The following is a 12,247-nucleotide window of genomic DNA, read 5'->3' as shown; positions in this document are numbered from 1 at the left end:
AACAGGTAGACAATAATGAGCATTAATGAAAACAATCTTGTGTGGATCGATATGGAAATGACTGGCCTGGAGCCGGAGCAACACAAGGTAATTGAAATTGCTGCTATTGTCACAGACAGTGAGCTAAATATTTTGGCGGAAGGGCCAGTGATTGCCATTCATCAACCACAAGCTGAATTAGATAAAATGGATGATTGGTGTACCAATACTCACACTAAATCAGGCTTAGTTAAACGTGTACAAGAGAGCACATTCTCGGAAGATGATGCAGTGGCTATGACGCTTGATTTTCTTAAGCTATGGGTACCAGCAGGTGTGTCGCCAATGTGTGGTAATAGCATTGGCCAAGATCGCCGTTTTATGGTGAAGCACATGCCCGAGCTTGAAGCCTTTTTCCATTATCGCAATATCGATGTGAGCACGATTAAAGAGCTGGGTCGTCGCTGGGCACCGGATATGGTTAAAGCATTTAAGAAGCAAGGAACACATCTGGCATTGGATGACATTCGTGAGTCCATCGGTGAATTAGTTCATTACAAGCAACACTTCTTCACTTTTTAAGTGATTTGTTGGTTTTATAAGCGAACGCTTCAAGAATTGAAAAAAGACTTGCATTGAAATAAAAGCTCCCTATAATTCGCTTCCCGTAGGCAAATGGCGTCTCTGGTCAGATGTAGTTTGTTTATGATGAAGCGGTACTAGCTCAGCTGCCGTATGAAGAGTCGCGACCTTGGTTGAGATGATTTATGAAAATGAGCTAAACATGAAGCGGTACTAGCTCAGCTGCCGTATAAAGAATCGCGACCTAGGTTGAGATGATTTATTAAAATGAGCTAACTATGAAGCGGTACTAGCTCAGCTGGTAGAGCGCGACCTTGCCAAGGTCGAGGTCACGAGTTCGAACCTCGTGTACCGCTCCAAATTCAAGACACTGCTAAGTCTTTAAAAAAGCAATAAATGAAGCGGTACTAGCTCAGCTGGTAGAGCGCGACCTTGCCAAGGTCGAGGTCACGAGTTCGAACCTCGTGTACCGCTCCAAATTTAAGACAAAGCTAAGTCTTTAAAAAAGCAATAAGTGAAGCGGTACTAGCTCAGCTGGTAGAGCGCGACCTTGCCAAGGTCGAGGTCACGAGTTCGAACCTCGTGTACCGCTCCAAATTCAAGACACAACTAAGTCTTTAAAAAAGCAATTAGTGAAGCGGTACTAGCTCAGCTGGTAGAGCGCGACCTTGCCAAGGTCGAGGTCACGAGTTCGAACCTCGTGTACCGCTCCAATTTTTACTTCCGTTCCAACTCCTCTCTTGTTTTAAAGCTCCCAGATATATATCAAGTCAACCCGTTTTAGGTTTCTTGTCACGATCAAAAAAGGCAGCCTAAGCTACCTTCCTTATGATTTGTACCATGGCTCAAAAAGCGTTATTTCAATTCACTTTGAGCGAACAAGGCTGCGCCTATGATACCGGCTTGATTTAGGGATTGGGCTGGGATCACCTCGGCATCGGTTTCCAGTTGCTCGGCAAACTTGTCTAGTTTTTTACTAGCCCCACCACCCAGGATAAAGCAGTCTGGTGAGAGTAGGAATTCAAGACGCTGCAAGTATTTATTGAAGCGTTTGCCCCATTTGCTCCAGCTGAGATCTTCACCTTTTCTGACCGAGTCAGCCGTATAATGCTCAGCGACCATGCCTTCTAGCATGATGTGGCCTAATTCTGTGTTAGGTAACAGTTGGCCATTGGTGAAGACTGCTGTACCTAGCCCTGTTCCTATTGTGATGAGAACAACGACGCCCGATTTTCCTTTTCCAGCACCAAAGGTAAATTCGGCCATACCCGCTGCATCGGCATCATTGACGACGAAACAAGGACAGTTAGTGCGCTCACTAAATAAGGTTGCAGCATCCGTGTTGATCCAACTTTTATCTATATTAGATGCGGTTTTAGCAATGCCGTGCACGACGGTGGCAGGAAAGCCACAACCAACGGGGCCTTGCCAATTAAAATGATCAACCAGTTGTTTTAACGTATCAGCAACGGCTTCTGGAGTCGCTGGCTGGGGCGTTGGAATGCGGTGACGCTCGGTTAGCAGTTCACCCGTGGTTGTTTCTACTATGGCACCTTTGATGCCAGAGCCGCCAATATCAACACCTAATATTTGCATTGGTTCTACCTTTCTATCCTATTTTGGTCAGCATGCCTTGGCGCTCCTGATTAAACAAGGATGAGTTTGCTTTGGTATGCTTAAGTTTGAGCTTAGTCGAATAATTAATGGGGACGAGTTAAGCGTCGCGGGGGAGGCCTTTTTCGATACTTCTAATTAGTCGTTGCGTTTTTTTGTTGTCTATTAAAGCAGCCTTTTGTTGCTGTTGTATTAAAGCCCATTGAATATGCTCGCCCACCATAGTGGATTCACAATGGCTTAGCGCTGTTTGTAAATGTTCAATAATCGTTGGGTTATGTGGTGCATTACCAAGGGCAACTGCGAGGTTACGTTGCCAGCGCTGATAACCGATGCGACGTATGGGGGAGCCTTGGGTATAGTCTAAAAACTGTGCTTCACTCCAATTAAATAACTCGAGTAATTGCTTACCTTTAAGGGTGTCACGAGGCATAAAATCTGCTTCATTTGATAGCTGGGCATAACGGTTCCATGGGCAAATTAATTGGCAATCATCACAGCCGTAAATACGGTTACCGATTAGAGGGCGAAATTCGCTTGGGATACTGCCTTGTAGCTCTATCGTTAAATAGGAAATACAGCGCCGCGCATCAACAACATAAGGTTCAACAATGGCCTGTGTTGGGCAAATGGTGATACAAGCGGTGCAATTGCCGCATTTGTCAGCGATGGGGTGATCAATTGGCAATGGGATATTAACCAGTAGCTCACCTAAAAAGAACCAAGAGCCAGCTTGCTCATCTAGCACTAATGAGTGTTTGCCAACCCAACCTAAGCCCGCATTGGCCGCTAAGGGGCGCTCTAAAATAGGGGCCGAGTCAACGAATGGACGATAATCTAGTTCAGGTAAGTTTTGTTTGATTTTCTCACCTAGTAGCTTCAGCCTTTTGCGTAGCGTTTTATGGTAATCTCGGCCAAGGGCATAGCGACTGATATAACCAACATCAGGTTGTTTTAAGTCTTTTGCGAAGCTGGCATCTGGTGGCAGGTAATTCATACGGGCACAAATAACACGTAAAGTGCCGGGGTGAAGTTCGCTGGGCCGGGCTCGCATCATGCCATGGCGTGCCATGTAATCCATTTCGCCATGATAATTTGCATCGAGCCATTGTTGTAATGGCGCCTCGTGAGCGGACAAATCAATTTCTGCAATACCAATATGGTCAAAGCCAAGGTCGTGACCCCATTGTTTTATATCACGAGCAAGTTGGGCAAAATCAGATTCTGACATGGAAATATTACTATCAGGCAAATTGAGAAGTTTATCACAGTGATAATGATTGCCACATGCTTGATGTCACTGCTATGAGCAAAGCTGATGTTAATGATATATGACAATATAGCATGTACATCCAATCAAACTGATGGGGCTTTGAAACATGCATCATTTAGTTGATTGAGTATAAGACTCTAGATCCGTTATGCTTGCTGCTATTTTACTCGTTTTGGCTCTTTATTAACTATGTCTCTCTAAGGTATAGTCCGTGTTGATGCCCATAGGTCAAAGGGCATATTGTTTTGACCTGATTGTTGAGTTTTCTGGTTTATTCAAATGTTTAAAGCGATTCTAAGAGATGATTTGGCCACCGTTGAGTTTGGCAGAAAGTTAAGTCAGTGTTGCGAACAAGCCAGTTGTATTTTTCTTTATGGTGATTTAGGCGCAGGTAAAACCACCTTAACACGGGGGTTTGTTCAAGGCTTAGGTCACAAGGGTAAGGTGAAAAGCCCTACCTATACCTTAGTTGAGCCTTACGAGTTAGCCCAGTGGCAAGTTTTCCATTTCGATTTATACCGCTTAGGGGATCCGGAAGAGCTCGAGTTTATGGGGATCCGGGACTATTTTAGTGACACTAGCCATTGCCTAATTGAATGGCCAGATAAAGGCTTAGGGGTTTTACCTGAGCCGGATGTGCGGGTAGAGTTGAGATATGCAGGGGAGCAAAGGGAAGTCGACGTGATCCCTTGCTCAGCGGTAGGCAATAAGATCATCAGTAAATTAGAGTCAATTAATGAATAAGCTTCTAACACTGCTGTGCTTGTTAATTTTTAGCTTTAATGCGTTAGCCAGTGAGTTAAAAGGGGTCAGGATCTGGCCATCTCCCGATAGCACCCGAGTGGTATTGGATCTCAGTCATGCGCCAAAGCATGATTACTTTTTGCTAACAGAGCCGGATCGCATTGTTGTTGATATTCAGGGCCCAGCCACTAAGTTTGATTTTAGTAAGATCAAAAATACCAGTCCGCTACTGAAAAAAATTCGTACCAGTTCGCCACAAACCAAAGGCACTTACCGATTAGTGTTTGATCTACAGCAAGCGACTAAGCCTGTCGTGTTCTCTTTGACGCCAACTAAGCCTTATGGCCATCGCTTGGTATTAGATTTACCTCACAGTAAAGCCAAGACGGAATCGGTGGCGACTCCTCCTAAGCAGGTACAGGCACCTAATGAACAAGGTCAACGAGACATTATTATCGCTGTTGATGCGGGCCACGGTGGCGATGATCCCGGGGCGTTAGGCAAACGCACTTACGAGAAAAATGTCACCCTTGCCATCGCTAAACAAGTTGCTGATTTGATCAATCGGCAAAAAGGGATGAAGGCGGTATTAATTCGAACCGGCGATTACTTTGTGAATTTAAATAAGCGCTCGGACATAGCGCGCAAATCTCAAGCCGATTTACTGATTTCGATTCATGCAGATGGTTTCCATAACCCTAAGCCAAGAGGCGCCTCTGTTTGGGTATTATCGACACGTAGAGCGAATTCCGAAATCGGTCGTTGGATTGAAAAACATGAAGAGCAGTCGGAACTCCTCGGTGGTGCGGGTGAGGTGATCAAGCAGACGGATCAAGACTTATTCTTGACGCGAACCTTGCTCGATATGTCGATGGATCACTCAATGAACACGGGTTATGGCGTGAGTGTTGAAGTGCTGAAAGAGTTAGGTAAGGTAACTACGCTACATAAAAAGCGCCCCGAGCACGCTAGTTTGGCGGTGTTGAAGTCGCCAGACATCCCCTCTTTATTGGTGGAAGCGGGCTTTATCACCAACGTTCAGGAAGAAAATTTACTGCGTACCTCTAATCATCAGCAAAAAATTGCTAATGCCGTGTTTGTTGGGGTGAAGCGTCACTTTGAAAATAACCCGCCTGTGGGTACCTATTTTGCCTCTATTGCGGCTAAATCGCATGTGGTGCAACGCGGTGAAAGTTTATCGGTGATCGCTAAACGCTATGGTGTGTCGGTGGCGCAACTAAAACAGGCGAATAACCTTAAAACTGATCAAGTTCGCATTGATCAAGAACTAAAGATCCCAAGTAGTTAATTATGCCAATCAGAATTCTGCCGCCTCGCCTAGCAAACCAAATTGCCGCCGGTGAGGTGGTGGAACGCCCCGCCTCCGTGGTTAAAGAGCTGGTGGAAAACAGCTTAGATGCCGGAGCTACTAAGATTGACATTGAGCTTGAAAAAGGCGGCTGTCAGCTTATCCGTATCCGTGATAATGGCTGTGGCGTTTGCAAAGAAGAGCTTGAGTTGGCCTTAAGCCGCCATGCTACGAGTAAGGTAGCCAGTCTCGATGATTTAGAAACGATTATTAGCTTGGGGTTTCGTGGTGAAGCCCTAGCCAGTATTAGTTCGGTGTCGCGTTTAAGCTTTGCTTCTCGTACTCAGGAGCAGCAACAAGGCTGGCAGGCTTATGCCGAGGGTCGTGATATGGCGGTGAGGCTTGAGCCGACCGCACACCCCGTTGGCACCACGGTTGAAGTTGCCGATTTATTTTTTAATACCCCGGCACGGCGGCGTTTTTTACGTTCAGAGAAAACTGAATATGGTCATATCGAAACCCTGATAAAACGCCTTGCATTGAGTCATTTCGAGGTTCATTTCACCCTTAAACACAATGGCAAGGTTGTAAAAAACTTTCGGCCAGCATTGACCTTAGCCCAACAAGAAAAACGTGTGGCTGCGGTGTGCTCGGCTCAATTTATGCAACACGCCTTGGCGATAAGTGCTGAGCATGGTGATTTAAAATTGTCGGGTTGGATTGTTGAGCCCATCGGGGCTCGCGCGCAAAACGATATTCAATATTGCTATGTTAATGGCCGCATGATGCGCGATAAGCTAATCAATCATGCCATTAGGCAAGCTTATGCCGACAAATTGCCAGCGCATTTATATGCTGCGTTTATTATTTATATTGAGCTTAGCCCTAATCAGGTGGACGTAAATGTGCACCCCGCCAAGCATGAAGTACGTTTTCATCAAAGCCGCTTGGTGCATGATTTTATCCTGCAAACATTAAATGATGCGCTCAGCGCTCAGCCGCTGACATTAGCGGAACACAACGAGAATGCGCCAGCTAATGAACAGAGCCAAGCCTTAGGCCTTGAGCCATTGGAGTCAAGCCATCAAGTCTGTGAATCGGTGGCTCGCGGTGTTAATCATGGTTATAAAAGCCATTCTAATGCCGTGTTTGAATATGCTGAGCGCCAACAGCGGGAGCAAGGTGGTTCCCCTGCCTATCAAACAACGGCTCAGCCTCCCTCTCGACAATCATCGCATCAGCCGCAGCGACAGGCTTTTGTTCAATCTGTTTGGACGCAAACCCCGCCAACTCAATTTGCTGAGGATGGGCCCCTAAAGCAATTCAATTCAGAGCAGGCGGAGCAGAAAAATCAACGGGTGCTAGGGGGGGCGCTGCATTTGGTTGAGCAAAAATATGTGCTGTTACAAGTTCAAACTCAGTTGCAGTTGTTATCTCTGTCTCGAGCTTGGGAGCTTCTGACTTACCATCAGTTATTGGATTACTTTCAACAGCAAAGTATCTCACAGCCGTTGTTACTTCCTGTTGCGATAAAAGCTGGGCCAAACTTGGTCGATGTAGCAAACTTTCATCAAGCTAGCTTGAATAAGTTAGGTTTACAGTTGAAAACCCAGCATGGTGACACCATTATTGTCTGTCAGGTGCCGCCGCAAATGCGCAATATGCCACAAACTGACATAGTGGTAGAGTTATTGCAGCAATTGGCTCCACAAATGGATGAGTTACAAGGGGCGCAGGTTGAGGCCATCTGCCATTGGTTGGCGCGGCGCATGAGCGCATTTAAGCCTGCGTTTGAATGGCAAGAGGCGCAGCAATTACTGAGCCAATTGGAAACCCGTTTAGCTAAAGAGCTGCCGCGCTATCAAGCCGAGCTTGTTCGCCCTGTTGATTTTGCAACCACGATAAAGAGTTTTGATGTTGAATAATTCTGATCCACAAGCCATTTTTTTAATGGGGCCAACTGCCTCAGGTAAAACGGATTTGGCGATTGAAATTGCTAGCCGTATCCCTTGTGACATTATCAGTGTGGATTCAGCCCTGATTTATCGTGGCATGGATATCGGCACCGCTAAACCGACCGCCGATGAATTAGCGCAAGCGCCTCATGGCCTGATCGATATTCTTGATCCGAGTGAATCATACTCGGCCGCTGACTTTCGCGCCGATGCGATTGAATTAATGGATAATGCCGTTGCTAATGGCCGAGTGCCTCTGTTGGTTGGCGGTACTATGCTTTACTTTAAAGCCTTACTGGAAGGGCTATCTCCCTTGCCTCAAGCCGATGCAAACATTCGCGCTGAGATTGAAGCTGAATCAAAATCTTTAGGTTGGGGAGTGCTACATGATCAGCTTAAAGCCATCGATCCGGTTGCGGCGCAGCGTATTCATCCTAATGATCCGCAACGTTTATCGCGGGCATTAGAAGTGTTTCGCATTACCGGTAAAACCTTAACCGAGCTAACCCAGCAAAAAGCACCGCCATTGCCTTATAGGGTGCATCAGTTTGCGTTGATGTCTGATGATCGTCATACCTTGCACCAGCGTATTGAAGCTCGCTTTATGAAGATGCTGGACGCGGGTTTTGAGCAAGAGGTGCAAGCCCTTAAGCAAAGGGAAGACTTAAATCTTGATTTACCTTCGATGCGTTCGGTCGGCTATCGCCAAATGTGGCAATATCTCGAAGGGGAACTAAGTCACGAAGAAATGGTCTATCGTGGTGTGGTCGCGACGCGTCAATTGGCTAAGCGACAAATAACCTGGTTACGGGGCTGGCAAGATTTGGTTGTACTTGAGCCTGGGGCTAGAGAAAATATTGATAAAATCGTACAAGTTATTGGCTAGATTAAATAATCCATGTATATAATCTTAAGTCACGCAAATTTTTTTATAACAACAAAACAATAAGGAAAATAAAATGGCCAAGGGGCAATCATTACAAGACCCTTTTTTAAACGCTTTGCGTCGTGAAAGGATTCCAGTTTCAATTTATTTAGTTAACGGCATTAAGCTACAAGGTCAAATTGAGTCATTCGATCAGTTTGTTATTTTGTTAAAGAACACGGTAAACCAAATGGTTTACAAACATGCTATTTCAACCGTTGTCCCAGCTCGCCCAGTTAGTCATCATTCGGGTACTGCAGGTGGCAGCGAGAGCGGTGAATAACTTGTTGTTTTTGGTGGAGCCAGTCTCCACCTTTTTTTAAGGAGTTTTTTGCTTGTTAGACCGTTATGAAGCAGGTGAACAGGCTATATTGGTTCATATCGATTTTCGTGAAGAGGGCGAACGAGAAGATCTAGTAGAGCTTAAGATGTTAGTCAGTTCTGCAGGCGTAAATGCCGTGTCTATAATTACGGGTAGTCTTTCCAGCCCCCATGCCAAATTCTTTGTTGGCAGTGGCAAAGCAGAAGAAATTGCTCAACAAGTCAGCTTATGCAAAGCTGATGTCATTATTTTTAACCATGCCTTAACGCCTGGACAAGTGCGTAACTTAGAAAAGTTATGCCAATGTCGCGTGCTGGACCGCACGACATTGATACTGGATATTTTTGCCCAGCGAGCACGTACTTATGAAGGTAAATTGCAGGTTGAGCTGGCTCAACTTCGGCATTTATCGACTCGATTAGTTCGAGGTTGGACTCATTTAGAGCGCCAAAAGGGTGGTATTGGTTTACGCGGTCCGGGTGAAACTCAATTAGAAACAGATCGTCGTTTATTGCGTGGACGAATTAAATCTATTTTACGTCGTTTAGAAAAAGTCGCTAAGCAACGTGAACAAGGCCGACGGGCTAGACAGCGTAATGAGGTGCCAACCGTATCGTTAGTTGGTTATACCAACGCGGGTAAATCAACGTTATTTAACTTGCTGACGCAATCCGACGTCTATGCGGCCGATCAATTGTTTGCAACATTAGATCCAACCCTAAGGCGAATAGAAGTGGCGGATGTGGGGAATACCATCCTTGCCGACACGGTTGGATTTATTCGTCATTTAGATCATGACTTAGTCGCCGCTTTTAAAGCGACGTTGGAAGAAACTCGTGAGGCCGATATATTATTGCATGTTGTTGATTGTTCTTATGAACGCTATGAAGATAACATGCGTGATGTTGAAATTGTACTCAGTGAAATTGATGCGGGTGAAGTGCCGCAATTAATTGTCATGAACAAAATTGATGCGGTGGAAGGGATGACGCCGAAGATCGTTTATGACGATCAAGACGTACCTGTATCTGTCTACCTTTCTGCCAAAGAAGGGCTGGGCATTGATTTATTATTTAGTGCATTAACCCAGCGATTAGCTGGTGCTATGGTGTCAAAGCATTTAGCATTGCCCCCGACAGCAGGCAAGTTGCGTAGTACCTTATATGCATTAAACTGCATTGAGCATGAAGTATTTGATGATGCGGGTGGTTGGAATATCGACATCCGTATGACAAAGGTGGACTGGCAACGCCTTTTAAAACAGCAAGGAGAGGTTATTCAAACCTTTATTGCATCTTAATTGCCTGTTACATTTACTGATTAATATCTTCTAGCAAGTGGAGAATAGAATGGCCTGGAATGAGCCTGGAAATGGTGGTAACAAAGACCGCGACCCCTGGCAGAACAACAATAAGAATCAGGGACCCCCTGATTTGGATGAAGTGTTCAAAAAGCTAAGTGGTAAGTTTGGCGGTACTTTTGGTGGTAAAGGCGGTGGCGGTGACGTCAGCACTTTTGGTATCACAATTGTATTGATTATCGGTTTATTAATTTGGGGTGTAAGCGGCTTTTACACCATTAAAGAAGCCGAGAAAGGGGTGGTACTGCGTTTTGGTGGTTACCATGAAACCGTGCTACCTGGCTTACATTGGAATCCTAAGTTTATCGACGAAGTTATTCCGGTTGACGTTAATACGATCCGTTCCTTACGTGGTAAGGGCTCAATGCTTACTTCAGACGAAAACGTGGTTGAAGTAGAAATGGACGTACAGTACAAGGTAGCTAACCCACAGCAGTATTTGTTTAGTGTGACTAATGCTGACGACAGTTTGTCGCAAGCTCTTGATAGTGCGCTACGTTACGTTGTTGGCCACACAGTGATGGACAGCGTATTGACCACGGGTCGTGATGTTGTGAGACGCGATACTTGGAGCAAGTTAGAAGAAATCACTACGCCTTACAACATGGGTCTTGAGATTATCGATGTTAACTTCTTGCCTGCGAGACCGCCAGTTGACGTTAAAGATGCGTTTGACGATGCGATAGCCGCGCAGGAAGATGAAGAACGTTTTATTCGTGAAGCAGAAGCTTACGAGCGTGAGAAAGAACCGACTGCTCGTGGTCAAGTGAAGCGTATTGAGCAAGAAGCGATTGCTTACAAAGAAAACGTGATCCTACAAGCGCAAGGTGAGGTAGCGCGTTTTGAAGCCTTACTACCGCAATATCGTTCAGCGCCTGAAGTGACTCGTGAGCGTTTGTATATCGAAACTATGCAATCGGTATTAGGTAGCACCAGCAAAGTGTTACTTGATAGCCAAGGCAGCAACAGCATGATGTACTTGCCATTGGATAAAATTCTTGAGCAAAGTAATCAGACTAGAACGAGTAAGCCTAACAACACAACGATTTCGCAACCTGATGTTGGCTCGACTTACAACACAGATATCACAATCAACGATACGCCAGTTCGTGGCACGCGAATTCGTTCGGGGAGAGAATAATCATGAAAAAACTTATTTTGATTATCCTTGCTGCTAGCTTGTTGGTGGGTTTCTCATCGGTGTTTGTAGTAGAAGAAGGTCAAAAAGCCATTGTTATCAAATTTGGTAAAGTGCAGCGTGACGCCGAAGGCTTACCGCTGATTTTTGAACCTGGTCTGCATTTCAAGATCCCATTACTTGAAACCGTGCGCGCCATGGATGCAAGGATCCAAACACTGGATGATGCTTCAGATCGTTTCGTTACTTCGGAAAAGAAAGATCTTATCATCAATTCCTATGTTAAATGGGAAGTGGCTGATTTTGCTAAATTTTACCTTGCTACCGGCGGTAACTTTGATATGGCTGCGGACTTATTGAAGCGACGTGTAGGCAATGCCTTACGTAATGAAATAGGTGCACGTACCATTAAAGAAATCGTTTCTGGTGAGCGTGATGATGTGATGATCAATGCGCTGAAGAAACTTAAGCGCGAAGAAGCAACAGAAGCGGAAAGATCTGAGCTAACCGAAGAGCAAGAAAGAGAATTGGCACAAGGTGGTTCGGATGATCTTGGTGTTCGAGTGCTTGATGTTCGTATTAAGCAAATTGAATTGCCAGCTGAAGTTCGTGAGAGCATCTATAAGCGTATGCGTGCCGAGCGTACTGCGGTAGCAAAAGAGCACCGTTCTCAAGGTCAAGAAAAAGCAACGATTATTCGAGCTAATATTGATCGTAAAGTGGCGGTAATGCTGGCGGATGCAAATCGTCAATCACGCGAAATGCGTGGTGACGGTGATGCGCAGGCTGCTAAGATCTATGCTGAAACCTACAGTAAAGATCCTGAGTTTTACGCTTTTATTCGTAGCTTAGAAGCTTATCGTGATAGCTTTAAAGACAAGAGCGACGTGATGGTGTTAAGTCCTGATTCTGAGTTCTTCCGCTATATGGAAGGGGCCACTAAGGCTACGCCATAGTTCAGATTATTGGACTAATATACTTTCTGTGGGCCAGCTTATGCTGGCCTTTTTTTATGATTAGTAGCATATATCGCTCGTCTTTAAACC

At 45.3% G+C, this 12,247-nt stretch carries 11 protein-coding genes and 4 tRNA genes; 13 read left to right on the top strand and 2 right to left on the bottom strand.

The annotated features are described in order from the left end of the window. Nucleotides 1-15: 15 nt before the first annotated feature. The 5 genes from orn (at nt 16) to ACK8OT_RS09980 (ending at nt 1,274) form a co-directional block, all read left to right on the top strand. Nucleotides 16-561, top strand: coding sequence for an oligoribonuclease (gene orn / locus ACK8OT_RS10000; protein WP_410196368.1), 546 nt, complete (start codon nt 16-18; stop codon nt 559-561). Between the two features lie 283 nt (nt 562-844). After that, nucleotides 845-920: transfer RNA gene (locus ACK8OT_RS09995), tRNA-Gly, on the top strand. Nucleotides 921-962: 42 nt separating this feature from the next. Beyond that, nucleotides 963-1,038, top strand: a tRNA-Gly gene (locus ACK8OT_RS09990). A gap of 42 nt (nt 1,039-1,080) precedes the next feature. Beyond that, nucleotides 1,081-1,156, top strand: a tRNA-Gly gene (locus tag ACK8OT_RS09985). Nucleotides 1,157-1,198: 42 nt separating this feature from the next. Then, nucleotides 1,199-1,274, top strand: a tRNA-Gly gene (locus ACK8OT_RS09980). Between the two features lie 142 nt (nt 1,275-1,416). Here ACK8OT_RS09980 and ppgK read toward each other — a convergent pair. Next, the gene (ppgK, locus tag ACK8OT_RS09975) at nt 1,417-2,157 is read right to left on the bottom strand and encodes a polyphosphate--glucose phosphotransferase (protein ID WP_410196367.1); all 741 of its coding nucleotides are present in this window, start codon (nt 2,155-2,157) and stop codon (nt 1,417-1,419) included. Between the two features lie 118 nt (nt 2,158-2,275). Beyond that, complete coding sequence (queG, locus tag ACK8OT_RS09970; RefSeq protein ID WP_410196366.1) at nt 2,276-3,406, bottom strand: tRNA epoxyqueuosine(34) reductase QueG; 1,131 nt, start codon at nt 3,404-3,406, stop codon at nt 2,276-2,278. A 321-nt stretch (nt 3,407-3,727) separates the two neighbouring features. On the opposite strand from queG, the gene tsaE reads away from it, so the two are divergent. From tsaE to hflC, 8 genes are all read left to right on the top strand, one after another. Further along, complete coding sequence (gene tsaE / locus ACK8OT_RS09965) at nt 3,728-4,192, top strand: tRNA (adenosine(37)-N6)-threonylcarbamoyltransferase complex ATPase subunit type 1 TsaE (RefSeq protein ID WP_410196365.1); 465 nt, start codon at nt 3,728-3,730, stop codon at nt 4,190-4,192. Then, a complete protein-coding gene (locus tag ACK8OT_RS09960; RefSeq protein WP_410196364.1) occupies nt 4,185-5,501 on the top strand; it encodes an N-acetylmuramoyl-L-alanine amidase in 1,317 nt (438 codons plus the stop codon). Before tsaE ends, ACK8OT_RS09960 begins: the two co-directional genes overlap by 8 nt. A 2-nt stretch (nt 5,502-5,503) precedes the next feature. Beyond that, entirely contained in the window at nt 5,504-7,426 is a 1,923-nt protein-coding gene (gene mutL / locus ACK8OT_RS09955; RefSeq protein ID WP_410196363.1) for a DNA mismatch repair endonuclease MutL, read from the top strand. Next, nucleotides 7,416-8,342, top strand: coding sequence for a tRNA (adenosine(37)-N6)-dimethylallyltransferase MiaA (miaA, locus tag ACK8OT_RS09950; protein ID WP_410196362.1), 927 nt, complete (start codon nt 7,416-7,418; stop codon nt 8,340-8,342). The genes mutL and miaA overlap by 11 nt, the downstream gene beginning before the upstream one ends. Before the next feature lie 73 nt (nt 8,343-8,415). Next, nucleotides 8,416-8,664, top strand: a complete 249-nt coding sequence (hfq, locus tag ACK8OT_RS09945; protein WP_410196361.1) for an RNA chaperone Hfq — start codon at nt 8,416-8,418, stop codon at nt 8,662-8,664. Between the two features lie 52 nt (nt 8,665-8,716). Then, nucleotides 8,717-10,003 carry a ribosome rescue GTPase HflX gene (hflX, locus tag ACK8OT_RS09940; RefSeq protein ID WP_410196360.1) on the top strand — a complete coding sequence of 429 codons (1,287 nt, stop codon included), beginning with the start codon at nt 8,717-8,719 and terminating at the stop codon, nt 10,001-10,003. Nucleotides 10,004-10,052: 49 nt separating this feature from the next. Next, on the top strand, nt 10,053-11,204 hold the full coding sequence (gene hflK, locus ACK8OT_RS09935) for an FtsH protease activity modulator HflK (protein ID WP_410196359.1): 1,152 nt from the start codon (nt 10,053-10,055) through the stop codon (nt 11,202-11,204). A 2-nt stretch (nt 11,205-11,206) separates the two neighbouring features. Further along, complete coding sequence (gene hflC / locus ACK8OT_RS09930; protein WP_410196358.1) at nt 11,207-12,157, top strand: protease modulator HflC; 951 nt, start codon at nt 11,207-11,209, stop codon at nt 12,155-12,157. Nucleotides 12,158-12,247 lie beyond the last annotated feature (90 nt).

It is taken from the genome of Motilimonas thetidivivens, assembly GCF_046452435.1.
Taxonomy (GTDB): domain Bacteria; phylum Pseudomonadota; class Gammaproteobacteria; order Enterobacterales; family CBDFNC01; genus Motilimonas.
Note: the sequence above shows the minus strand (reverse complement) of the source record. Positions and strands in the feature narration are given on the sequence as shown.